We start from the raw sequence: 21,408 nt of genomic DNA, 5'->3' as shown, positions 1-21,408 counted from the left end.
ATCAGAGATCGAAATTCGAGCGGAGTTCAGGACACACCCGCCGGGTATGCAGCATCATGAGGGGCGATCGGGGGTGGGCATGGCGGTCGACCGGTTCACAACACCGCTGTACGGCATAGCCGAGGCGGCGAACTACCTCTCCGTACCCTCATCGACCTTCGCCAGCTGGGCCTTCGGCTACCGGCGACGCCAGCGTGACGGCCGGACCGTCCATGCCAGGCCGGTGATCACGGCCAGGCGACCTGACCGCGTTCACGAAGCGTCTGTGCCGTTCATCGGTTTGGCAGAGGGCTACGCGCTGGCCGCCTTCCGTCAAGCGGGCGTTCCACTCCAGCGGATCCGTCCCGCCATCGATGAAATTCAGCGCGAGTTGGGTCTCGAACACGCCTTGGCAAGTCGCCGGCTCTTCACCGACGGTGCCGAGGTTCTCTATGACTACGCCGAGCATGTGGGCGATGACTCGGCACGAGAACTGGTCGTCGTCCGTAACAATCAACGGGTCTTCTCCGAGGTCGTAGCCAGCTATCTACGTCGGATCGACTTCGCCGCCGACGGCTACGCCCAAGGCATCACGCTCCCGCAGTATCGCGTCGCCGATGTGAGCGTCAACGCGGACCACGCTTTCGGCCGTCCCCGGCTCGTGCGTGGCGGCGCCAAACTGGAAGACCTCATTGATCTCTTCCAAGCCGGAGAGCCCGTCGACATCGTCGCTGAAGAGTTTGGTCTGAGCAGGGAAGAGGTCGAAGACGTCATCCGTGTCGCCACCCGAACAGCCGCGTAAATTCTTCGTCGACCGCAGCCTGGGACGAGTGGCCGTTCCCGGCTTGCTCCGCGCTGCCGGACGGGATCTCATCACGCTCGCCGAGCACTACGGTGTGCCCGAAGACGAAGGTGTCGCCGACGCCTGCTGGATCGAGGAAAGCGCCCGGAGGGGCTGGGCGGTGCTGATGAAGGACAAGCGCATCCGCTACCGCCAGGCCGAGATCGATGCGGTCGTCGAACATCAAGCCCGCTGCTTTGTCATCACCCGCGGAGACCTGACCTCCGCTGAGTACGCCGAGCGGTTGATCGCCAACCAGGTCGCTGTCTTCGCCGCGTCTGACACACCAGGACCGTTCATCGACGCCGTTCACACCGACAGGCTCGAACGGCTCCGCCCACGCCGCTGACCACCCTGTGGGCGAAAGCGCTTCATAGGGCAGCCCGAGCGGAGCGAGGTCCGGCGCGGGGTCGAGCCCCCGGCTCGACTGGAAGAACGCGTGGAGCGAAGCGGAACACCGTGCTTTTCAGTGGAGCGCGGCCACTGCGGGCCGGGTGGATACGCCGGTCAACGTGTGGAAGGCGTCGGTCAGGTTGTCCAGCATGCGTTCGATGTGGGGCAAGGCCACCGGGTCTGTGCTTTCCAGGGCCAGCCAGCGTTCCTCGTCGCTCTCGCCGTACAACATGCTGGTCGCCGCGCGGAAGCGGAGCGCCTTGGGGTCGTCGCCGAAGTGGTGGCCGCCCAGGACCGCCACGCCTACCCGGTCCAATAGATGGCGTTCCAGGGAGGCTGAGTCACGGATGCCCATCTTGGCCAGTCTGCTGCGGATGGGGGCAAAGTCCGGGTAGACGTAGAAGCCTCCTGTTGGTGGGCGGCCGGCCGCGCCCGCGCCTGTCATCACTTCGTGTACCGCCCCTGCCACCGCGCCGTGCAACCTTGTGCTGGCTGCCAGGTGCCGTCTCAGCTCCGGCGGTTCAGACAGTGCGTATCGGGCTACTTCCTGCATCGGGCCGGCCAAGGACGACCAGATCTCGCTGGCCAGCCCGATGACGCGGCTTTGCAGCGCCAGCCCGTCCACCGTGTCAGGAAAGCGGGCGAAGCCGATTCGCCATCCGCCCAGCGCCAGGCTCTTGCTCAGCCCGGAGGTGACCACGGTCCGGTCGGGGATGAACTCTGCCGGGCTGGTGATCGCGTCGCCTGGCGGGTGCACGATGTCGCGGTAGATCTCGTCGGAGATGACCAGCAGGTCCCAGTCGTCGGCGATCTCCGCCAGCCTGCGCACCACGGCGGCGGGCGCGTGCGTGCCGGTCGGGTTGTCGGGCAGGGTGAGCACGATGGAGCGGGGTCTCAGACCGGCTCGTCGTGCCGCCCGCAACGCGGGGACGAGCCGGTCCGGGTCGGGTACCCCGCCGCACTGGGGCGGCACGGGCACGCCGACGACCTCGCGTGCGAACAGCCGTGCTTGTGGCTCGTAGGTGACCCAGCAGGGCCGGGGCAGCACGACGGCTCCCGGCAGGGCCGCCATCAGGGCGAGCAGGACGGGTTTGCTGCCGGGTGCCATGACGACCTGGTCGGCGTGGGTGCGCAGGCCACGGCGGGTGAAGTAGCCGGCGGCTGCCTCGCGGCAGTCGAGCTCGCCGCCGATCTGGCCGTAGCGGTTCCTGGCCGCGCCGGCGTGCAGCCGGTCGGCGAGGAAGTCGGGCACGGGCAGCTGCGATTCGCCGAACCCCAGGTGAATCAGTGGCTGCCCGGCCCGACGTCTGTGGTTGACGAGTTCGTCGAGGGCCAGATTGGGCGAGGGCGGGAAAGCATGGGCGCTCATATCGTCCCTAGGTCCGGCGACGTGCTCGGTGTGCCGCCGCGTGGGCGCGGTTTCCGCAGGTACGGCTGTCGCAGTACACCCGGCAGCGGTTGCGTGAGGCGTCCACGAAGACCCGGGAGCAACCTTCGGCGGCGCAGGTCCGCAGCCGCGTCTGCTCGCCCTGGACGAACAGGTACGCGAGGGCGAGCCCGCAGTCGGCGGTGAGTTGTTCGGCCACCGGCGCCTCCCCGGCGTGGTGTTGCAGGCGCAGCCGCTGGCCGTCGTACTCGGACAGCCGCAGGGTGAGCCTGGTCCGCCCGAGCAGCTTGTTGAGGCGCTCGACGCCCTGGTCGGGCGCGATGAAGACGTGGTGGAACTCCTCCCGCGAGCCGCGGACGGCTTCGAGGTCGGCCCCGGTCAGCTCGTCGGGGTATCCGACCTGGCGGCGCTCGATGAGCGCGACCAGGTCGGCGACGGTGACGAGTTGCGTGTTGACGAGGTCGACCGCGGTGGCCAGCGAGCGGATCAGGTCTTGGCTGAACAGCATGCGTTCTCCCGGCCGGAAAGGAAGATTAGGAGATGTAGGTGAAGTACGACCGGAGGGCCGGCATGAGCACCTTGAGCGGCACCCGGCCGTAGACGCCGAGGGCGAGGAGCAGGTTGTAGCGCAGGTTCTGGCGCGGCATGCCGTGGCGTACGGCGGCGATGCCGCGCAGGGCGCTGACCTTGTCGTGCCAGTCGATGTTGAACGACACCGAGGAGCTGAGCGAGGAGACCTGGTGCAGGGTGCCGGGCGGCATGTAGAACAGGTCGCCGGCCTGGACGTGCGCCTCCATGACGCGCACGCCGCGGAAGTCGGGGTGGCGGTCGTAGTCGGGGTCTTCCGGGTTCACCTCGGCCCAGCGCCAGTTGTAGGTGTAGCAGCGGTCGCGGTCCTCGTTGGCGACCATGACGAAGCGCTTGCTGCCGTCGAGCTGGAAGAACAGGTTGTGGGTGAGCAGGGTGTCGAAGTGCAGCGTGGTGACGGCCTGCGAGGGGCCGACGAAGAACTGCGGGAAGACCGCCCAGTTGTCGCGGAAGAACGCGGGGAACAGGTGGCCGGGGAAGGGTTCGAGGTCCTGCCGCAGTTCGGGGATGAACGTGAGCAGCGGCACGTCGTGCAGGTACGCGGGCCGTTCCACGTCGTCGGATCCACGCTGCTCCCAGGCGGTGACCGTCTTGGAGTAGTCGTCGAGCCGGACGGTCGTGGTCTTGCCCTCGGCCACGCGCCCGGTCTTGAGCCGTACCGGCAGGTCGGGCGCGATCGAGGCGAGGTAGGGCAGCGACCAGCGCTGGGCGGCCGGAAGCTCGGCGAGGGCACCGGGCATCAGGACCGGCTTCTTGTTGACGTACTCGGCGTAGAACTCCTCGGCGGAGAGCTGCGGCCGGACGTCAACCGGCGAGTACGGGCTTGTGATCGGCATGGCTCCTCCTGGTGGAGTCGGTGAGGATCGAACGGATCACGTCGAGCACGTAGCCGATGTCCTCGGGCTCGACTCCGTAGTGGGTCACGGCCCGGATCTGCCCGTGGCCGAGCTCGGCCAGCGCCACGCCCTGGGCCTGCGCGGCGGCGATGAACGTGGGGTTGTCCATGGTGAGGACGCGGAAGAAGACCATGTTGATGCCGGGCTCGGCGCGGTCGACCGCGATGCCGGGGATGGTCTCCAGGCCGTCGGCGAGCCGCCGGGCGCTCTCGTGGTCCTCGGCCAGCCGGCCGCTGTTCTCCAGGGCGACGATCGCGGCCGCGGCCAGTACGCCGGCCTGCCGCATCCCGCCGCCGAGCATCTTGCGCAGGCGGCGCACGTCGCGGATGAACGGCCCGGTCCCGACGGCCATCGAGCCGACCGGCGCGCCGAGCCCCTTGGACAGGCAGAACATGACGGAGTCCGCGTAGCCGGCCAGTTCGGCGACGGGCACGTCGGCGGCCAGCGCGGCGTTGAAGATGCGCGAGCCGTCCATGTGCACGGTCAGGCCGTTCTCCCGGGCGAAGTCCGTGACCTCGCGCAGGTACGCCGCCGGCAGCACTTTGCCGCCCCGGTGGTTCTGCGGGTTCTCCAGGCAGAGCAGCGCGGGCAGGGCGAACTGCGGATCGTCGGAGTCGGGCGGGAAGGCGGCGGCGATGGCGTCGAGGTCCATCGTGCCGTCGAGGTTGTTGGGGATCGGGTGGTAGATCACTCCCCCGCACACCGAGGCCCCGCCGGCCTCGTACACGTAGATGTCGGATTCCTCGCCGACGATGACCTTCGTGCCGCGCGGGCAGTGGGTCATGATGCTGGCCAGGTTGCTCATGGTGCCGCTGGGCATGAAGCAGGCGGCCTCCTTGCCGAGCAGCCGCGCGGCCAGGACCTCCAGCGCGTTGACGGTCGGGTCCTCGCCGTAGACGTCGTCGCCGAGTTCGGCGGCCACCATCGCCTCCAGCATCCGCGGCGAGGGCAGGGTGAAGGTGTCGCTGCGTAGCTCGACTCGCCGCTTGGGGGAACTCACATCGGCCTCCTAGCCGGGCGGGCGGTGCGGAAGAGGTGGGAACCGCCGGCCAGCGCGGAGCATTCGCCGATCGCCTTCCCCAGCTTGGCGGTGTAGTCGGGGTCGGCCTCGTCGAGCAGGATGCCGAGCATGGTGCCGCTGTGCGCGGTGACGACACCGAGGCCGCCGACGGCGCCGCAGATGCCGAGGACGTCGCGGAGCATGCGCTTGGGGTGCATCCGCTGGTGCATGGCGGCGCTCCTGCTGGCCACGTGGCCGATCTCGGCGGTGTCACCGGCGGGGACCGCGACGCGCAGCGTGTCCAGGAGCCGCTGGTACTCCTGCCGGGCGGAGTCGGAGAAGCGCCGGTGGCCGCGGTTGAAGGCGACCGTGTCGACGCTGCCGCCCTCGTCGACGCCGACGATGGTCATGTCGGGCAGGTGGCCGAGGTGTTCGAGGAGCCGTACGTCGCGGTGGCGGAAGGCCACGGTGCCCGGGTACATCACGCCGTCGGACGGCTCGATCCTCCGCATCAGCTCCTCGATCTCGCCCGGGGTGGGCAGTTCGCCGAGCGCCCGTCCCACGGCCCACGCGGTGGCCACGAGGTCGGCGGAGGAGCTGGCAAGACCTTTGCCGATGGGCAGGTCGGTGTCGACGTGGAGTTCGCCACCGCCGCGGAAGCCGCGGACGGTGAGCATCGAGCGGGCCAGCGACCTGGCCTTCTTCCGGTCTCCGGGGACCACCCGGATGTCGGTGGTGCGCCGGTCGTAGCGGAAGCGGGCGGTGCTGCCCGCCTCGATCGGCAGGGTGACCAGGAAGTCCACCTGCGGGTCCGCCAGCGCGCCTTGGAGCAGTTCGCCGAAGGTGCCGCACGCCTGTCCGGTCCCGAGCGCCTCGGAGATCGCCGGCACCTCTACGTGGATCGACACCGTTATTCCCAGGGGTTGTTGGCGGAGCGCGATACCAGAAGCCGGAGAGTCCGAGTCAATTTGGCGGTGAACATGGCCTGCGTCTCCTTCGCCTCACCCGTATTGGGCTGGTTCCTGTGGATCAACTGGCCTCAGGCTCAAGCGGGCGGGCATCGTCCCACTACCGTTTCGCTATCGCCCCGAACGCGCGGCGATAGTCGCAGGTCGAAGTGGGTTTGGGGGGTCGGTTGCAAGATCCGGCTATCCGGTGCGGCGGGCCGTACTCCTGCTGTGGACCAAGTCGAAGACGGCGGCGGCGAGCGCCACGGCGACGAAGGCGATGACCACCAGGAGCCCGTGCCGGAACGCCGAGGGCCACCCGGCGTGGAGCGCGCCGAAGAAGATCGACCCGGTGGCGGCGATGCCGAAGGCGGAGCCCAGCCGCTGACCGGTCTGGAGTACGCCGGCGGCGCTGCCGCCGTTGACCGGTGGCACCTCCGACAGGCTGATGGCCTGGTTGGGCGCGATCACGAGCCCGCTGCCGAGGCCGGCGATCAGCAGGGTCGGCGCGTTGGCCCAGCCGAGTTCGGGTCCGGTCCAGATTCCGGTGACCACGATGGTGGCGGCGAGTCCGGCGATGACGACGGCGAGGCCGACGGCGACGAGCAGCCGCCCGGCCCGCCCGACCAGGCGTCCGCCGGCGATGGCGGCCAGGGAGGAGCCGATGGCGAACGGGGTGATGGCCAGTCCTGCCTGGAGCGGGGTGTAGTGCAGGCCGTTCTGCAGGTAGAGGGTGTAGATGAAGAAGATGCCGGTGAATCCGGCGAAGTAGAACAGGGCGATGACGGCGCCGAGGCTGTAGGAGTGTTTGGCGAACAGGCCGAGCTGGATCAGCGGCTCACGCTTGTAGCGGCGTTCCCAGGCGACGAAGAGCGCCAGTACGGCCAGCGCGGCGGGCACGAGCAGCCATTTGGCCCGCCCCTCCCACTGGTGCTGCTGCACGAACGGCAGGAGCAGGCCGAACACGCCCATCCCGAGCAGCAGCACGCCGACGGGGTCCATGCTCTCCTGCCGCCCTTTCACGCCGGGCGGCAGCAGCTTCCAGGCCAGCGGCAGGAGGATGACGCCGATCGGCAGGTTGACGAGGAACACCCACCGCCAGCCTTCCTCGTGCCCGAACGCGGTGACGAGCGCGCCGCCGATCGTGGGCCCGGCCGCGGTCGCGATGCCCATCGTGGCGCCGAACGCGCCGAAGGCCCGGCCGCGCTCCTGGCCCTGGAACATCTGCTGGATCAGCCCGGACACCTGCGGGTTGAGCATGCCGGCCGCGACGCCCTGTACCAGCCGGGCGGCGATCAGCAGCGGCATCGTGGGCGCGAATCCACACGCGGTGCTGGCCAGCGTGAACAGGGCGACGCCGACCATGAAGACGGCCCGCCGGCTGCGCGCGTCGCCGAGCCGCCCGGCGGGCACGAGCAGCAGCCCGAACGTGAGCGCGTACCCGGACAGCGTCCACTGCAGGCCGTCCTCGCTGGCGCGCAGGCTCTCCTGGATGGACGGCAGCGCCACGTTGACGATGCTCACGTCGAGACCGGACATGAACGCGGCCGTCAGGCAGACGCCCAGGGCGGGCAGTCGTCTCACGTTGGGGCCTGTGTCCGCCACAGACCAGCGGAAACCTGACATTCTCTCCGTTGGCTGAGCCGTGAGGTTGGCCTTACCGCCGGGCGGCAAGGTTCGTCAGGTGAGCTCACGACAGCATGGACTGCAGGCGGTTCTGGGGCCGTTGAGCAGGGCGGCCGTCTTCACCGTGGCGACGGTGAAGCACGACGCCGCGGCCCGGGAGGCGGTCAGGTCGCTCTGCGGCGACCTGGCGGCGCTGCGGCGCACGGTCGGCTTCCGCAGCCTGGACGGCAACCTGTCCTGCGTGCTCGGCATCGGCGCCGAGGCGTGGGACCGGTGGTTCGACCTGCCGCGCCCGGCCATGTTGCGCCCGATGCCCGAGGTGCGCGGCGTCCACCACGCGCCCTCCACGCCCGGCGACCTGCTGCTGCACCTGCGGGCCGAGCGCATGGACCTCTGCTTCGAGCTGGCCGCGCTCGTCATGGACCGGCTCTCGGGGGCGCTGTCGAGCGTGGACGAGGTGCACGGCTTCCGCTACTTCGACGCCCGGGACCTGCTCGGCTTCGTGGACGGCACGGAGAACCCCGAGGACGAACTGGCCGCCGACTCGGTGCTGATCGGCGAGGAGGACCCGCTGTTCGCCGGCGGCACGTACGTCACCGTGCAGAAGTACGTGCACGACCTGGCCGCCTGGAACGCGCTGCCCGTCGAATACCAGGAGCGCGTCATCGGCCGTACCAAGCTGGCCAACGTCGAGCTGGACGACCAGACCAAGCCGACCTGGGCCCACAACGCGCTGACCGTCATCGAGGAGGACGGCAGGGAGCTGAAGATCGTGCGGGACAACATGCCGTACGGCAACGCGGCGGCCGGCGAGTTCGGCACCTATTTCATCGGCTACTCCAGGACTCCGGACGTCCTCGACCGGATGATCACGAACATGTTCGCCGGAGACCCGCCCGGCAACTACGACCGGATCCTGGATTTCTCCACCGCCCTGACCGGCTCGACCTACTTCGTCCCGACGCCCGACCTGCTCGAACGGCTGGCCGAACCACAGGCGCCGGGCGCTCTGGAGATCGGCAGCCTCAAAGGAGTCCCGCAGTCATGAACAACCTGCACCGCGAGCTCGCCCCGATCTCCGACGCCGCCTGGGCGCAGATCGAGGAGGAGGTGGCCCGCACGTTCAAGCGCAACCTCGCCGGCCGGCGCGTGGTCGACACCCATGGCCCGACCGGCGCCGGCAGCTCGGCCGTCGGCACCGGCCACGTCACCGGGATCCAGCCGCCCGGCGACGGCGTCGAGGCCAGGCAGCGGGGTGTGGCGGCGCTGGTGGAGTTGCGCCGGCCGTTCGAGCTGAGCCGTGAGGCGATCGACGACGTCGAGCGCGGCTCCGGCGACTCCGACTGGCAGCCCGCCAAGGACGCCGCGACCGCCCTCGCCATCGCCGAGGACCGCGCGATCTTCCAGGGGTACGGCGCCGCCGGCATCACCGGCATCGTCCCGGCCAGCTCACACCGCCCGATCCCGCTGCCCACCGAGTTCACCGGCTACCCGGAGGCGATCGCCCAGGCGCTCAGTGCGCTGCGGGTGGCCGGCGTGGACGGGCCGTACACGGTCCTGCTGGGCCCGGAGGCGTACACGGGCGTCACCGAGACCAGCGACCACGGCTACCCGGTGCGCTCGCACATCGAGCGGATGGTGGACGGCGACATCATCTGGGCGCCCGCGCTGGCCGGCGCGCTGGTGCTGACCACCCGCGGCGGCGACTACGACCTGCACCTGGGCGAGGACCTGTCGATCGGCTACCTGTCGCACACCGCGGACACGGTGAAGCTCTACCTGCAGGAGTCGTTCACGTTCCTGCCCTTCACGAGCGAGGCGGCGGTCCCGCTCGCCCAGCGCCAGGGTTGACGGGCAGGCGGCGAGCCGCTCGCCCGGCAGGCCCAGTCATCTGCCGTAGGCGGCCAGAAAGACGCGCACGCCCTCGTCGGCGTAGTGGTTCAGCTCCTTCTCGTCGTAGAGCGCCGCCTCGACCGGCAAGGACATCGCCCTGTTCAGCGGGATCGACAGCACCAGCCAGTTGAAGTGCTGGGCCGCGAGCAGCGGGTCAGGCACGTTGAGCAGCCCGCGCCGCCCGAGCGCCTCGAACCATCCGGCGAACAGCGCGCTCGACCGCACCGGCCCGTTCTCGTACCAGGCTCGCGCCAGGTCGGGAAAGCGGTCCGCCTCGCCGATGAGGACGCGGCGCATGCGCAGCAGATGCGGCTGCATGACCACCGCCAGGTGCGTGCGGGCGTACTCCCGAAGGTCGCGCTCCAGGTCGTCGGTGCCGGGCATGGCGGCTTCGAGCGGGTGCACCTCGACCTCGATCCGCGAGATGTCGAGGGTGATCAGCTCGGTGAACAGCCGCTGCTTGTCGGCGAAGTGCTTGTAGACGGTCTGCTTGGAGACCTCGGCCATCGCGGCGATCTCGTCCATGCTGGTGCCCGCGTAGCCGTTGCGCAGGAAGAGGGTGCGCGCGGCGTCGACGATCGCGCGACGCTTCCTGGCGGTGCGTCCGTCCTGCTGGGGGTTGTCCATGAAGAAATAGTACTGGACGGTCCAGTACAGAGACGAGTACTGTACCGTCCAGTACCGAAGATGAGGAGACGAACATGACTACCTTGAAGACCCCCGACGGCACGCTGCACTACGAGGTGCGGGGCCAGGGACCGCTCGTCGTCCTGTTCGGCGCGCCGATGGACGCCGGGGCGTTCGCGCCGCTGGCCGACCTGCTGGCCGGCGAGTACACCGTGCTGACCACCGACCCCCGCGGCATCCACCGCAGCGTGCTCGACGACCCCGGGCGCGACTCCACGCCCGCCCTGCGCGCCGCGGACCTCTCCCTGCTCCTCGCCGAGGTCGACGCGGGCCCCGCGGTCGTGTTCGGCAGCAGCGGCGGCGCCGTGAGCGTGCTCGCCCTCGCCCAGGACCACCCCGAGCGGGTACGCGCGGTGATCGCGCACGAGCCGCCCCACTACACGCAGCTGCCCGACCGCGAGAAGCTCGACGCCCGGATGGAGGACATGGTGGCCGCCTACGCCGCCGGCGACACCGCGACCGCATGGGCGATCTTCTTCGAGAACGCCGACATCCACCTGCCGGAAGGCGCCCTGGAGCACATGTTCCCCGCCGAGCCCGACCCCCAGTACGCCGCCGACGAGCGCTACTCCTACCTGCACATGATGCGCGGCACCGTCCGCTGGGAGCCCGACGTCGCCGCGCTGCGCGACGGACCGGTCCGCGTGCTGGTCGGGCTGGGCGAGGACTCCGCCGGCCAGCTCTGCGACCGCGCCTCCAGGGCGCTGGCCGCCTCGATCGGCACCGAGCCCACGATGTTCCCCGGCGGGCATGTCGCCTGGACGGAGGACGCGGAGGGCTTCGCCGTACGGCTGCGCGAGGTCCTCCGGGATCTCTGACTTCCGCGGAGTTACGGCGGACCGAAAAGATTCGGTAAGAACGATCCGGCAGAGTTACCTCATCGAACGAAGAACAACCCCGAAAGAGGACGCCGGACATGCGTAAGCTCATCGAATCCACCTTCATGACCATCGACGGAGTCATCAGCTCGCCCGAGAAGTGGAGCTCTCCCTACTGGGACGAGAGCTACGAGGGATATGCCCGCGACCTGCTGTTCGGCGCCGACGCCCTGCTGCTCGGCCGGGAGACCTACGAGGGCTTCGCCGAGGTCTGGCCGATGATGGAGTCCACCCAGGGCGAGTACGCCGTGCGGATCAACGCCCTGCCCAAGTACGTGGCCTCCAGGACCCTGAAGGAGACCAAGTGGAACGCCACCCTCATCGAGGGCGACGTGGCCGAGACGGTCGCCAAGCTGAAGCAGGAGCCCGGCCAGAGCATCCTGAAGTACGGCACCGGCGAGCTCGACCGCACACTGCTGGAGCACAAGCTGGTCGACGAGTACCACCTCTGGGTCATGCCGGTCATCGGCGGTGAGGGCACGCGGGTGTTCGACGGCCTGGACATCACCCACCTGGACTTCGTGAGGTCGACGGCGCTGAGCTCGGGCGTGCAGGTGCTCGTCTACAAGCCCAAGGCATAGCCCACCGCTTGGGGGAATTCGGCAGCGTTGCTGGCTTTGCCCCGAACCGGTCGCGGCAACGATCTTCCCATGAAGGTCATGCCGCGCTCCGTTCGGGGCCGGGTGACGCTGGCCGCCACGTTCGCGGCCGCGATCGCGCTGGGCGCCGCCGCGGCCATCCTCGCCATGACCATCCCCCGCACGCTCGAAGCCCAGCTCGCCTCCCGGGTGAACCAGGCCGTGCAGGCGCAGGCCGCCGACGCCCGCCGCGGCGACCTGCCCGCCGACCTGTCCACCCCGCCCGGCATCGACCTCCTTCAGGTCATCGCCGCCGACGGCGCCGTCCTCGGCACCTCGACGCAGGCCGGCGACCAGAACCGGTTCGCCGCCCTGCCCACCCCGCCGCCGGAACGCCTCACCACCACCTACGGCCGGCCGGACCTGCCCGAGGCGAGCGAGGAGTACTACATCGCCTTCCTGCGCACCACCACCCCCAGCGGCCCGATCACCGTGTACGGCGCCGAGGACGTCTCCGCCACCCGGCAGGCGATCCGCCTGCTCTACTTCACGCTCGCCGTCGCCCTGCCCGCGCTGCTGTTCATGGTGGGCCTGGCCGCCTGGACCGCCGTCGGCCAGGCCCTGCGGCCGGTCAAGCGGATCCGCACCCAGCTCGCCACCATCACCGCCGGTGACCTGGGGCGGCGGGTGACCGTGCCGGGGACGGGCGACGAGATCGCCGCCCTGGCCACCGCCACCAACGACACCCTCACCCGCCTCGAACGCTCCGCCGAGACCCAGCGCCACTTCGTCAGCGACGCCTCACACGAGCTGCGCAGCCCGATCACCGCGCTGCGCACCCAGCTGGAGCTGGCCGTCGCCGATCCGGCGGACACCGACTGGCCCGAGGTGGGAGCCCGTTCGCTCGACGCCGTCGACCGGCTGTCGGGGATCATCGACGAGCTGCTGCTGATGGCCAGGCTGGACGCGGGAGCCGTACCGGACAGGAAACGGGTGGACCTCGGCGAGCTGGCGCGCGCACAGGCCGCCCGGCGGGCGGGCGTGCGCGCGGACGTGGCGGACGGCGCCTTCGTGGACGGCTCCCCCATCCAGCTCGACCGGCTGCTGACGAACCTGCTCGACAACGCCGAGCGCCACGCCCGCTCGCGCGTCGGCCTGTCGGTCGCCGTGGACGGCGGCGAGGTGGTGCTGACCGTCACCGACGACGGCAACGGCATCGCCCCGCAGGACCGGGAGCGGGTCTTCGAGCGTTTCACCCGCCTTCGGGAGGGACGCGAGCGCGACCAGGGCGGCAGCGGGCTCGGGCTGGCGCTGTCGCGGCAGATCGCCGAGGTCCACGGGGGCAGCCTCGCCATCACCGATCACGAGCCCGGCGCGCAGTTCCGCGCCGTCTTCCCGCTGGCGCCGTAGGGGCTCAGTCGTCCAGGCCGCGGGCGCTGAGGGCCTCGCCGAGCGCGTCGGCGTGCCGCAGCGCACTCACCACCAGCGGTACGGCGAAGGCCCGCACGCTCCACGACACCCCGCGCGCCCGCTGCGCCTCCCTGACCCGGCGCGCGAGGTCGGTGAGCAGGGGGACACTGCGCAGGGTGAGCGTGAGCATGAGCGAGACCCGGAACGGGTCCACCCGCACCAGCCGCAGCGGCGCGAGCCCGCGCTCCAGGGCGGCGAGCATCACCGAGGCGGGCGTGGTGAGCGTGACCAGCCCGGCCAGCGCGACCATGAGCACCACGCGCGTCGTCGTGACCGTCGCGGCTGGCAGGTCGGCCAGCAGGAGCTGGGTGACGAACAGCGCGAGCGCGAACCACCGCACCGGCCGGATCTGGCCCCAGGCCGCCGCCGGGCGCACCCGGGCCACCGCGTACAGGACCAGGACGACGGCGGCCGCGCCGGCCAGCGCCGCCGGGGTCTGGAGCAGGACCAGCACCGTGCATCCTGCGGCCAGTCCGAGCAGCTTGAGACCGGTCACGCCATCAGGTCCCTGTAGTGGCCGAGCGCGGCCTCCGGCGGGCCGTCGGCGACGAGTTTGCCCTGGTCGAGCACGAGGACCCGGTCGAAGTCGGCCAGCAGCGCGAGGTCGTGGCTGACGACCACGAGCTGCTGGGGCAGCTCACGCAGGATGCGCGCCACCTGGCGGGAGTTGCGCAGGTCGAGCAGGGTGGTGGGCTCGTCCATGACGAGGATGTCGGGTTCGAGGACCAGCACGGAGCACAGGGCGAGCAGTTGCTTCTGGCCGCCGGAGAGCTGGTGCGCGGGGTGGTCGGCGTGGGCGGCCAGGCCGTAGCGCGACAGCACCTCCTCCACCAGCGCGTCCACCTCCGCCTTCGGCAGGCCCCTGCGGCGCAGGGAGAAGGCCACGTCCTCGGCCACCGTCGGCATCACGATCTGCGCGTCGGGGTCGGTGAACAGGAAGCCGACCCGGCGCCTGATCTTGGCGGCTTCGCGGCGGGTGTCCATGCCCAGGACGCGGACGGTGCCCGTGGTGGGCAGGGCCAGGCCGTTCAGGAGGCGGGCGAAGGTGCTCTTGCCGGAGCCGTTGGCCCCGGCCACGCCGATCCGCCGCTCGGGCAGGGTCAGCGTCAGGCCGTCCAGGACCTCGCGCTCGGCCAGCCGTACGCCGACGCCGCTCAGCTCGATCATCTACACCACCTCGAACAACGCCGCGACCCCGAGACCGCCGCCGACCGCGGCCGTCGCCAGCCCCAGCGTGCCACGCGGCGCGCCCGCGCCGACCAGCCGGTGGAACAGGCGGGTGACCACGACCGCGCCGCTGGCCCCCCACGGATGGCCGAGGGCTAGGGAGCCGCCGTCGGCGCAGACCCGCGTGCGGTCGGCGCCCAAGGGGTCCAGGCCGAGCGCGTCGGTCACCGCGAGCACCTGCGCGGCGAACGCCTCCACGATCTCCACCGCCGCCACCTGCCCGAGTTCGGCCCCCGCCCGCCGCAGCACCCGCCGTACGGCCGGCACCGGCCCCCAGCCGGGCAGCTCCGGGTCGCATCCCACGACAGAACCGGCGACCAGCCGCAGACCCGGCAGCCCCAGCCGCTCGTCCGCGACGGCCACCGCCGCCGCGCCGTCGCTGATCGGCGAGGAGTTGCCCGCGGTGACCGTGCCGCCGGGCACGAACGCCGCCGGCAGCCTGGCCAGCGACCGCTCCCGCAGGACGCGCGGCCGCTCGTCGGTCTCCCGCTCGCCGACCGCGACGATCTCTTTCGCGAAGTCACCGGCCAGCGCCTTGGCGTGGCTGTCGATCGCGTAGGCGTCCTGACGCTCGCGGCTGACGCCGCGGGCGTGTGCCAGCGCCTCGGCCGCGGGTCCCATGTCGGGGTCCGGGTGCCCGTCCGGGGTGAAGGGCGCCCGATCGTAGGGCCGCACCGCCCCCCGGCGCGTGCGCAGCGGAGCGGTCGAGGCGCTCTCGGCCCCGCCCGCGACCACGAACTCCGCCTCACCCGCGGTCACCGCCTGCCCGGCCAGCAGGATCGCGGCCAGGCCACTGCCGCACTGCCGGTCGACGGTCAGGCCGGGCACCTCGTGCCCGAACCCGGCGGCCAGCGCCGAGACGCGGGCCAGGTTCCCGCCGGGGCCCATGCAGTTGCCGAGCACCACGTCGTCCACGTCCCGGTGCCCGCCGCCCGCCTTGCGCACGTCGGCGAGCACCGCCGCGAGCACCGGGGCGGCGAGCCGGTCGGCGGTGAGCGTCTTGAAGGCGTGGCCCGCCGTACCGATCGGGGTACGCCGGGCGGCCACCACCACCGGCCTCACACCAGTCTCCCGAAGCCGGTCAGCGTCTCGGCGATCAGCGCCCTGGCCGGTTTGCCGGCGGGGGTGCGGGGCAGGGTGTCGGCCGCGTACCAGCGTCTCGGCCGTTGTACCCGGTCCAGTCCGGCGCGGGCGGCGGCTTCCAGGTCGGCCCGCCGTACCGGGCCCTCGACCACCGCGCACACGAGCGCGCCCAGGTCGGGGTGCGGCGCGCCCACGACGACCGCGTCCGCCACGCCCGGCACCCGCCGCAGCACCGCCTCGACGTCCTCGGGCACGACGGTCGCGCCGCCGGTCTGGATCGCGCCGTCGCCCCTGCCGCGCACCCGCAGAACCCCGCCCGGCCGGTACGGCTCCGCCAGGTCGCCGACCGTCGCCCAGCCCCCGGCGTCCCGGCGCAGCGGACCGGCGGCGCCCGCCAGGTAACCGTCGGCCACCCAGGGCGAACGCACCCACACCTCGCCCGCCCTGACCTCGATCTCCACCTCGGGGAAGGCGCGCATGCCGGTGCCGTCGGCGTCGGCGGCGACGAAGGAGAGCTCGCTCGACCCGTAGTAGGACAGCACCCGGAGGCCGCCGGCCTGGGCGCGTTCGCGGGCGGCGGGGTCGAGCGCGGCGCCGCCGACGAGGGCCACGCGCAGGGAGGCGGGCTTGGGCAGGACCTCCTGGAGCTGGTGGGGTACCAGGTGGACCGCGGTGGCGGCGTCCAGGTGCTCCAGGGACCACCGGCCGGGGACGATCGCCGTAGCGCCGGTGCCCAGGGCGTGGGCGGCGGCGAAGGCGTACAGGGAGGTGATGAGCGGACCCGGGATCAGCACCACGTCTTCCGCGCCGATGCCGGATAGGCGGTCGAGGTGCCGGAAGGAGCCGGTCCAGGAGGCCCGCGTACGGACCACCGCGCGCGGCCGTCCGGTGCTGCCGGAGGTGAAACAGGCCCACCCGCCCTCGGCCAGAGGAGCGGGTGGGAGGTCCGCCAGCAGGCGGGCGGCGCGGTCGTCGCAGACCAGCGGCGTGATCCCGGCCAGGTCGGCGGCGAGCGCCCTGGTGAGGGCGGCCACCGGGTCCTTCACGCTGATCACGGCGGGACCGGCGGTGGCGCGCACGTCCCATGCCTTGATTCGCCCGGCCAGTTCCGCGTAGGTGACCTCCTCCTCCGGGCCGACGAGCGCGACCCGGCCGGGATCGCGCGCGGCGTGCTCCAGGACGTGTGCCGCTACCGCCACGTGTGCCGCTCCTGCCAGGTGGCCGGCACGGCGTCGGGGTAGGCCCGCTGGACGCCCCTGGCGACGAAGGCGGCGAGCACCGCCTTGATCAGGTCGCCGGGCAGGAACACCGTGCTGAGCAGCATCGTCTTCCCCAGGGGGATGCCGGTGACCAGCGCCTGCACGGGTACGCCGCACAGGTAGATCACCCCGATGCCGCCCGCGACGCAGGCCAGCAGCAGCCGTACGATGCCCGGGTTGCGCCCGCCGCGCTGCACGATCCAGCCGGTGACGGCGGCGCCCGGGATCCAGCCGATCAGGTAGCCGGCCGAGGCGGCGGCGAACACCCCCAGCCCGCCCCGCCCGCCCGCCAGTAGCGGCAGGCCGACCGCGACGAGCACGAGCAGCACGGTCACCGCCAGCGCCGCCCGCCAGGTACCCAGAATGGCACCGGCGAGCATGACGCCGAAGGTCTGCAGGGTGATCGGCACGGCGTTGCCGAAAACGTTGAGCGTGCCCGGTAGTCCGAGCACGGCGATGAGCGCGGCGAACACGCTCACCCTCGCCAGGTCTCCCGCGTTCTTCATGACATCGATCCCACATCACATTCCGGCGATCCAGGTATGGAGGTATACGACAAGATCCACCCCGAGGAACCGGTGGGGTCGTCGTGGCGCGCCACCCAGACTCTAGAAGAAGCCGGTCAATGCCCCTGCCACCCTCCCACCCCTGCCGGCCCACTACTCCGCGGGTTCTGTAGTGGTGTAGCGGTTGGTGGTGCCGTGCCATTCGAGGCCGCCGCCCAGCCAGCCGCCGAGCGCCCACAGGAAGTGGTGGAGTTCGGGCGAGGGTACGGCCCGCAGCTCGTCGCAGTCGGCCTCGAAGGCCGCGACGATGTCGTTGTGCAGGGCGACGGCGCGTTCCGCCGCCTCGCGCAGGGTGCAGCCGCGCTCGGCGGCCGCCAGCAGCACGATGTTGCAGTCGGGCAGCTCGTCGGCGGCCTCGCGGAGCGCCGAGTGCAGGTCGTTGACGATGACGGCGGCGGTGCCCGCCCGCATGGCGGCGCGGTGCACGCGCTCCTCGTAGAAGAGGTTGCCCGGCACCTCGTAGCCGCCCACGATGTCGGACAGGGTCATCGAGGTGTAGAAGCTGTCGTGCTGGCGGGCGGCCAGGTAGCGCCAGGCCTCCACGGGTTGGCCACTCTGCCGCCAGGCGCCGTAGGCGTTCCAGCTGACCCACATCTGGAAGGACGTCAGGTTGACGCGGGCGAGCTGCGACGGCGTCGAGTGCACGGCCACGTGCTCGCGGGCCGAGGTCAGTGAGACCAGCACCGGGTCGCTCTTGAGCTGCGCCTCCAGCTCTTCGCCGAACTCGTCGGCCGGCGGCGGCGCGTCCATGGCCGACATCGCCAGGGCCAGCCGGCCGGCCAGCAGTTCGGGGTCGGCGCCGAGTTCGGTCTCGTCGGCGTAGTAGTCGTCGCAGGCCCACCAGGCGGCGTTCATCTGCCCGGCCAGCAGCAGCCGGTCGGGGTCGTCGACGTCGGGGTGGGCGAGGGTGACCAGGTGGCCGAAGCCGGTCTGCCGGAACGTCTCGATGCGCCCCTCGTGCAGGCCGATCTTCTCCGCCCACTCCACCAGCCGCTCGTTGACCACCTCGCCGAGCGCGTGGTCCACGCGCACGGCGAGCGGGCAGTAGAGCGCGGGCATGCTCCCGTCGGCCCAGGGCCGCTGCGTGAACACCAGCGGCGGCTGTCTGACGGTGCGTGGACCCGGCACACACCCGAGGTCCTGCGGTACGGCGGGGCCGCCCGCCGGTTGGGCGAACAGGCGGGCGGCGGAGGTGCCGAGCCCGGTGGGTCCGGGCAGGAACGCGGAGGGGTTGGGCATGACGTTCCTTTCGCTGGGCTGAGGTCAGACGCGGTCGGCGGCGATGAGCAGGTACTGGAAGCTGCCGTCCTTGTACGCCGTCAGGAACGCGTCCTCGATGCCGGTGACCACGGAAGAGCGCGCGCGCAGCTCCCAGTAGGGGATGGTCGCCTCGGTCAGGTCGATCACGTTGATGGGCACGAGGTGGTTGTCGGCCATGGCCTTGAAGTAGGCGCTGCGCGGGTGGATGTCGCAGACGTAGTGGGCGTTGATCTCGCTGACGGCCTTGGAGGGCAGCCCGTACACGTCGTTGTAGCAGCCGGTGATGGTCACGTAGCGGCCGCCGGGCGCGAGCAGCTGGGAGTGGGCGGCGAACAACTTGGAGAGGTTGACGTACATCGTGCTCTCGTTGTTCCAGATGCCCTTCAGGCTGCCGGGTTCGAGGCCGGTCTGCAGCATGTTGCGAAAGTGGAACTCCACCTTGTCCTGCACGCCGCGCAGGCGGGCCTGCTCGTTGGCGAAGTCGACCTGCTTCTGCGAGATCGAGACGCCGTCCACGCGGCAGCCGAAGCGTTCGTGCGCCATGAAGCTGCTGCCGCCGCGGCCCGATCCGGCGTCGAGCAGCCGGTCGGTGGGCTGGACCTGGCCGAGGTGGTCGAGCAGCAGTACGGCCTGTGCGGTCTCGAGCCGGTGCATCTCGGCGATCATCCGCTCTTCGCGGGTCTCCTCCGGCTCGTCCAGCACGGACCAGTCGACGGCGCCGATGCCGTAGTGGTGGTGGTAGGTGCCGGAGACCTCGCCGAGGCGGAGGTTGACGGCGTTCTTCTCGCGGTTCCAGTAGTCGGCCACGGAGTGCTGGTAGGGGCTGGTGATGACCACGGACATGAAGCCTGCCTTTCTGAGAAGGAGTGCGACGCGAAGTTATCTCCCGGCTACCGAAAGTGAAATGTGGCGTTCCGGTCTCCGGAACCACCGTTTCTTCCCGGCGGGTGGAGGGAACGAGGTGCGGCTTGCCAGGGCCGTACCGGATCGTCTAGATTTGGTTGAGTAAACGTTTATTCAATGAAATGTGGAGATCATGGCGACGCGCAGGGAACAGGCGGAGTGGCGGCGTGAGCAGCTGCTCGACGCGGCGTTGCGGGTGTTCGCCGCCAAGGGCGTGGACGGGGCGTCGGTCAAGGACCTCGCCGAGGCGGCGGGCGTGACGCCGGGGCTGCTCTACCGGTACTTCGACAGCAAGGAGGCGCTGGTCGAGACGCTTCTGCGGGAGCGCGGGTTCATGACGCGCCTGCGCGAGCTCCTGACCGCCGGCCACCCGGGGCGGCCGGCCAGGGAGGTCCTGACCGAGCTGCTCACCGCCTTCGACGGGCTGCTGGCGGGCAACGCCGAGCTGGTGGCGGTCTTCTTCGGCGCCACCCGCGCCCGCGCCGCGCTGGCCGAGCTGACCGGCGAGGGGCAGCGGCTCATCGGCGCGTTCCTGGCGGACCGGGTCGCGGCGGGCGAGCTGCCGCCGCACGACACCGGGACCGCCGCCAAGACGCTGTTCGCGGCGGTGGCGGTCAGCCGGGCCACAGGCTCGCCGATCGACGTCCCCGCCCTGGTCGGCCTGCTCTACCCCACGGGAAGGTGACACGACGTGCGTACCAGAGTGCTCGTCGCCGGCGGCGGGCCCGCCGGCATGATGACCGGACTGCTGCTGGCCCGCCGGGGAGTCGAGGTGGTCGTGCTGGAGAAGCACGCCGACTTCCTGCGCGACTTCCGCGGCGACACCGTCCACCCGTCGACGCTGGAGATCATCGCCGAGCTCGGCTGGAGCGGCGAGTTCCTGAAACTGCCGCACAACAAGATGAGCGAGGTGGCGGTACGCATGGGCGGCCAGAGCGTCACCTTCGCCGACTTCACCCGGCTGAAGGTGCGCCACCCGTACATCGCGTTCATGCCGCAGTGGGACCTTCTCGACTTCCTGTACGGCAAAGCCGCCTCCTATCCCGGTTTCCGGCTGATGCGGCCCACGGAGGCGACCGGCCTGATCGTCGAGGACGGCCGGGTCGCCGGTCTGCGGGCCACGGGTGAGGAGGGTCCGATCGAGATCAGGGCGGACCTGGTGGTCGCCGCCGACGGCCGGCACTCCGTACTGCGCGCCCAGGCCGGGCTGCGGCCCCTGGCGGGCTCGCCGCCCATGGACGTGCTGTGGTTCCGCCTGCCTCGGCGGGAGGGTGAGCGGGTGCCGTTCTTCCAAGGTGGGAGGGGCTCGCTGGTCGCCATCGACCGGGGCGATTTCTGGCAGTTCGCCTACACGATCCCGACCGGCGCGTACGAGCGGCTCCAGGCGAGCGGACTGACGGCCTTCCACGAGCGGATCGCGGCCTTCGTCCCCGGCCTGCGCGAGCGGGTCGGGGAGATCGGCTGGAGCGAGGTGCACCACCTGGCCGTCCGGGTCGACCGGCTGCGCCGCTGGCACCGGCCCGGCCTGCTGTGCATCGGCGACGCGGCCCACGCGATGTCGCCGGCCGGCGGCGTCGGCATCAACCTGGCCGTGCAGGACGCGGTGGCGACCGCCAACCTGGTCGGTCCCGCGCTGCGCCGTTCCGGGCCGCCCCCCGAGCGGGTGCTGGCGGCGGTGCAGGCACGCAGGCAGTTCCCGGCCAGGGTCACGCAGGCGTTCCAGACGACGATCCTGCGCGACCTGTATCCCAGGCGGCTGTCGGACGACACCACGGAGCACGTGCCCGCGGTCTTCTCGCTGTTCCGGTCCCTGCCGCCGTTGCGCCACCTGATGGGCCGCTTCGTCGGGCTGGGCGTACGACCGGAGCACATCCGATCCTGAGCCGTTTCACACGCGCGCTGCTGGGGCGTTTCGCACGCGCTATTGAGGCGTGAAGACTGCCAACC

23 protein-coding genes are annotated in these 21,408 nt (G+C 71.2%); 9 read left to right on the top strand and 14 right to left on the bottom strand.

Features of this window, described 5'->3' with window-relative positions; all coding sequences use genetic code 11:
- Window positions 1-79 precede the first annotated feature (79 nt).
- Together ACIBKY_RS05635 and ACIBKY_RS05630 are read left to right on the top strand one after the other, a co-directional pair.
- A complete protein-coding gene (locus ACIBKY_RS05635) occupies window positions 80-781 on the top strand; it encodes a hypothetical protein (protein WP_397094670.1) in 702 nt (233 codons plus the stop codon).
- Window positions 756-1,169 carry a hypothetical protein gene (locus tag ACIBKY_RS05630; RefSeq protein ID WP_397094669.1) on the top strand — a complete coding sequence of 138 codons (414 nt, stop codon included), beginning with the start codon at window positions 756-758 and terminating at the stop codon, window positions 1,167-1,169. The genes ACIBKY_RS05635 and ACIBKY_RS05630 overlap by 26 nt, the downstream gene beginning before the upstream one ends.
- A gap of 117 nt (window positions 1,170-1,286) precedes the next feature.
- On the opposite strand, the gene ACIBKY_RS05625 is transcribed toward ACIBKY_RS05630, so the two are convergent.
- The 6 genes from ACIBKY_RS05625 to ACIBKY_RS05600 form a co-directional block, all read right to left on the bottom strand.
- Window positions 1,287-2,582, bottom strand: a complete 1,296-nt coding sequence (locus ACIBKY_RS05625; RefSeq protein ID WP_397094667.1) for a pyridoxal phosphate-dependent aminotransferase — start codon at window positions 2,580-2,582, stop codon at window positions 1,287-1,289.
- Window positions 2,583-2,589: 7 nt separating this feature from the next.
- Complete coding sequence (locus tag ACIBKY_RS05620) at window positions 2,590-3,108, bottom strand: CGNR zinc finger domain-containing protein (RefSeq protein WP_397094666.1); 519 nt, start codon at window positions 3,106-3,108, stop codon at window positions 2,590-2,592.
- 25 nt (window positions 3,109-3,133) lie between these two features.
- A complete protein-coding gene (locus ACIBKY_RS05615; RefSeq protein ID WP_184975563.1) occupies window positions 3,134-4,024 on the bottom strand; it encodes a cupin-like domain-containing protein in 891 nt (296 codons plus the stop codon).
- Window positions 3,993-5,084 (bottom strand): low-specificity L-threonine aldolase, encoded by a 1,092-nt coding sequence (gene ltaE / locus ACIBKY_RS05610; protein ID WP_397094664.1) that lies wholly within the window; start codon window positions 5,082-5,084, stop codon window positions 3,993-3,995. Before ltaE ends, ACIBKY_RS05615 begins: the two co-directional genes overlap by 32 nt.
- Window positions 5,081-5,992 carry a hypothetical protein gene (locus tag ACIBKY_RS05605; protein ID WP_397094662.1) on the bottom strand — a complete coding sequence of 304 codons (912 nt, stop codon included), beginning with the start codon at window positions 5,990-5,992 and terminating at the stop codon, window positions 5,081-5,083. Before ACIBKY_RS05605 ends, ltaE begins: the two co-directional genes overlap by 4 nt.
- Window positions 5,993-6,232: 240 nt before the next feature.
- Window positions 6,233-7,615: an MFS transporter gene (locus ACIBKY_RS05600; protein ID WP_397094661.1), complete on the bottom strand. Its 1,383-nt coding sequence runs from the start codon at window positions 7,613-7,615 to the stop codon at window positions 6,233-6,235.
- Window positions 7,616-7,715: 100 nt separating this feature from the next.
- Between ACIBKY_RS05600 and ACIBKY_RS05595 the strand changes: the two genes are divergently transcribed.
- Window positions 7,716-8,705: a Dyp-type peroxidase gene (locus ACIBKY_RS05595; protein ID WP_397094659.1), complete on the top strand. Its 990-nt coding sequence runs from the start codon at window positions 7,716-7,718 to the stop codon at window positions 8,703-8,705.
- The gene (locus tag ACIBKY_RS05590; protein WP_397094658.1) at window positions 8,702-9,508 is read left to right on the top strand and encodes a family 1 encapsulin nanocompartment shell protein; all 807 of its coding nucleotides are present in this window, start codon (window positions 8,702-8,704) and stop codon (window positions 9,506-9,508) included. The genes ACIBKY_RS05595 and ACIBKY_RS05590 overlap by 4 nt, the downstream gene beginning before the upstream one ends.
- A gap of 36 nt (window positions 9,509-9,544) precedes the next feature.
- Here the strand turns inward: ACIBKY_RS05590 and ACIBKY_RS05585 are convergent, their stop codons facing one another.
- On the bottom strand, window positions 9,545-10,177 hold the full coding sequence (locus ACIBKY_RS05585; RefSeq protein WP_397094656.1) for a TetR/AcrR family transcriptional regulator: 633 nt from the start codon (window positions 10,175-10,177) through the stop codon (window positions 9,545-9,547).
- A 74-nt stretch (window positions 10,178-10,251) separates the two neighbouring features.
- Between ACIBKY_RS05585 and ACIBKY_RS05580 the strand changes: the two genes are divergently transcribed.
- The 3 genes from ACIBKY_RS05580 (at window position 10,252) to ACIBKY_RS05570 (ending at window position 13,103) form a co-directional block, all read left to right on the top strand.
- The gene (locus ACIBKY_RS05580; RefSeq protein ID WP_397094655.1) at window positions 10,252-11,055 is read left to right on the top strand and encodes an alpha/beta fold hydrolase; all 804 of its coding nucleotides are present in this window, start codon (window positions 10,252-10,254) and stop codon (window positions 11,053-11,055) included.
- Window positions 11,056-11,153: 98 nt separating this feature from the next.
- The gene (locus ACIBKY_RS05575) at window positions 11,154-11,696 is read left to right on the top strand and encodes a dihydrofolate reductase family protein (RefSeq protein WP_397094654.1); all 543 of its coding nucleotides are present in this window, start codon (window positions 11,154-11,156) and stop codon (window positions 11,694-11,696) included.
- 69 nt (window positions 11,697-11,765) lie between these two features.
- Entirely contained in the window at window positions 11,766-13,103 is a 1,338-nt protein-coding gene (locus tag ACIBKY_RS05570; RefSeq protein ID WP_397094652.1) for a sensor histidine kinase, read from the top strand.
- A 4-nt stretch (window positions 13,104-13,107) separates the two neighbouring features.
- Here ACIBKY_RS05570 and ACIBKY_RS05565 read toward each other — a convergent pair whose 3' ends face one another.
- From ACIBKY_RS05565 to ACIBKY_RS05535, 7 genes are all read right to left on the bottom strand, one after another.
- Window positions 13,108-13,659, bottom strand: coding sequence for an energy-coupling factor transporter transmembrane component T family protein (locus ACIBKY_RS05565; RefSeq protein ID WP_397094651.1), 552 nt, complete (start codon window positions 13,657-13,659; stop codon window positions 13,108-13,110).
- On the bottom strand, window positions 13,656-14,330 hold the full coding sequence (locus tag ACIBKY_RS05560; RefSeq protein ID WP_397094649.1) for an energy-coupling factor ABC transporter ATP-binding protein: 675 nt from the start codon (window positions 14,328-14,330) through the stop codon (window positions 13,656-13,658). The genes ACIBKY_RS05565 and ACIBKY_RS05560 overlap by 4 nt, the downstream gene beginning before the upstream one ends.
- Window positions 14,331-15,452, bottom strand: coding sequence for a thiolase family protein (locus ACIBKY_RS05555; protein WP_397094648.1), 1,122 nt, complete (start codon window positions 15,450-15,452; stop codon window positions 14,331-14,333). It lies immediately after the preceding gene.
- Window positions 15,449-16,672, bottom strand: coding sequence for a class I adenylate-forming enzyme family protein (locus ACIBKY_RS05550; protein ID WP_397094646.1), 1,224 nt, complete (start codon window positions 16,670-16,672; stop codon window positions 15,449-15,451). Before ACIBKY_RS05550 ends, ACIBKY_RS05555 begins: the two co-directional genes overlap by 4 nt.
- Window positions 16,663-17,238 (bottom strand): biotin transporter BioY, encoded by a 576-nt coding sequence (locus ACIBKY_RS05545; protein ID WP_397094644.1) that lies wholly within the window; start codon window positions 17,236-17,238, stop codon window positions 16,663-16,665. The genes ACIBKY_RS05550 and ACIBKY_RS05545 overlap by 10 nt, the downstream gene beginning before the upstream one ends.
- 153 nt (window positions 17,239-17,391) lie before the next feature.
- Complete coding sequence (locus ACIBKY_RS05540; protein WP_397094643.1) at window positions 17,392-18,537, bottom strand: family 2 encapsulin nanocompartment cargo protein terpene cyclase; 1,146 nt, start codon at window positions 18,535-18,537, stop codon at window positions 17,392-17,394.
- Between the two features lie 24 nt (window positions 18,538-18,561).
- Complete coding sequence (locus ACIBKY_RS05535; protein ID WP_397094641.1) at window positions 18,562-19,401, bottom strand: geranyl diphosphate 2-C-methyltransferase; 840 nt, start codon at window positions 19,399-19,401, stop codon at window positions 18,562-18,564.
- A gap of 193 nt (window positions 19,402-19,594) precedes the next feature.
- On the opposite strand from ACIBKY_RS05535, the gene ACIBKY_RS05530 reads away from it, so the two are divergent.
- The gene (locus ACIBKY_RS05530; RefSeq protein ID WP_397094640.1) at window positions 19,595-20,146 is read left to right on the top strand and encodes a TetR/AcrR family transcriptional regulator; all 552 of its coding nucleotides are present in this window, start codon (window positions 19,595-19,597) and stop codon (window positions 20,144-20,146) included.
- Window positions 20,147-20,152: 6 nt separating this feature from the next.
- Complete coding sequence (locus tag ACIBKY_RS05525) at window positions 20,153-21,343, top strand: FAD-dependent oxidoreductase (RefSeq protein WP_397094639.1); 1,191 nt, start codon at window positions 20,153-20,155, stop codon at window positions 21,341-21,343.
- The last annotated feature ends 65 nt before the right edge of the window (window positions 21,344-21,408 follow it).

It is taken from the genome of Nonomuraea sp. NPDC050394 (assembly GCF_044459065.1).
In the GTDB taxonomy this organism is placed as follows: domain Bacteria; phylum Actinomycetota; class Actinomycetes; order Streptosporangiales; family Streptosporangiaceae; genus Nonomuraea.
Note: the sequence above shows the minus strand (reverse complement) of the source record. Positions and strands in the feature narration are given on the sequence as shown.

What these genes read in the sequence shown, in the direction of transcription:
- ACIBKY_RS05545 (WP_397094644.1), bottom strand. Translation starts at nt 17,238, where the DNA reads ATGAAGAACGCGGGAGACCTGGCGAGGGTGAGCGTGTTCGCCGCGCTC.
- ACIBKY_RS05570 (WP_397094652.1), top strand. Translation starts at nt 11,766, where the DNA reads ATGAAGGTCATGCCGCGCTCCGTTCGGGGCCGGGTGACGCTGGCCGCC.
- ACIBKY_RS05575 (WP_397094654.1), top strand. Translation starts at nt 11,154, where the DNA reads ATGCGTAAGCTCATCGAATCCACCTTCATGACCATCGACGGAGTCATC.
- ACIBKY_RS05560 (WP_397094649.1), bottom strand. Translation starts at nt 14,330, where the DNA reads ATGATCGAGCTGAGCGGCGTCGGCGTACGGCTGGCCGAGCGCGAGGTC.
- ACIBKY_RS05620 (WP_397094666.1), bottom strand. Translation starts at nt 3,108, where the DNA reads ATGCTGTTCAGCCAAGACCTGATCCGCTCGCTGGCCACCGCGGTCGAC.
- ACIBKY_RS05535 (WP_397094641.1), bottom strand. Translation starts at nt 19,401, where the DNA reads ATGTCCGTGGTCATCACCAGCCCCTACCAGCACTCCGTGGCCGACTAC.
- ACIBKY_RS05590 (WP_397094658.1), top strand. Translation starts at nt 8,702, where the DNA reads ATGAACAACCTGCACCGCGAGCTCGCCCCGATCTCCGACGCCGCCTGG.
- ACIBKY_RS05625 (WP_397094667.1), bottom strand. Translation starts at nt 2,582, where the DNA reads ATGAGCGCCCATGCTTTCCCGCCCTCGCCCAATCTGGCCCTCGACGAA.
- ACIBKY_RS05530 (WP_397094640.1), top strand. Translation starts at nt 19,595, where the DNA reads ATGGCGACGCGCAGGGAACAGGCGGAGTGGCGGCGTGAGCAGCTGCTC.
- ACIBKY_RS05635 (WP_397094670.1), top strand. Translation starts at nt 80, where the DNA reads ATGGCGGTCGACCGGTTCACAACACCGCTGTACGGCATAGCCGAGGCG.
- ACIBKY_RS05585 (WP_397094656.1), bottom strand. Translation starts at nt 10,177, where the DNA reads ATGGACAACCCCCAGCAGGACGGACGCACCGCCAGGAAGCGTCGCGCG.
- ACIBKY_RS05615 (WP_184975563.1), bottom strand. Translation starts at nt 4,024, where the DNA reads ATGCCGATCACAAGCCCGTACTCGCCGGTTGACGTCCGGCCGCAGCTC.
- ACIBKY_RS05580 (WP_397094655.1), top strand. Translation starts at nt 10,252, where the DNA reads ATGACTACCTTGAAGACCCCCGACGGCACGCTGCACTACGAGGTGCGG.
- ACIBKY_RS05540 (WP_397094643.1), bottom strand. Translation starts at nt 18,537, where the DNA reads ATGCCCAACCCCTCCGCGTTCCTGCCCGGACCCACCGGGCTCGGCACC.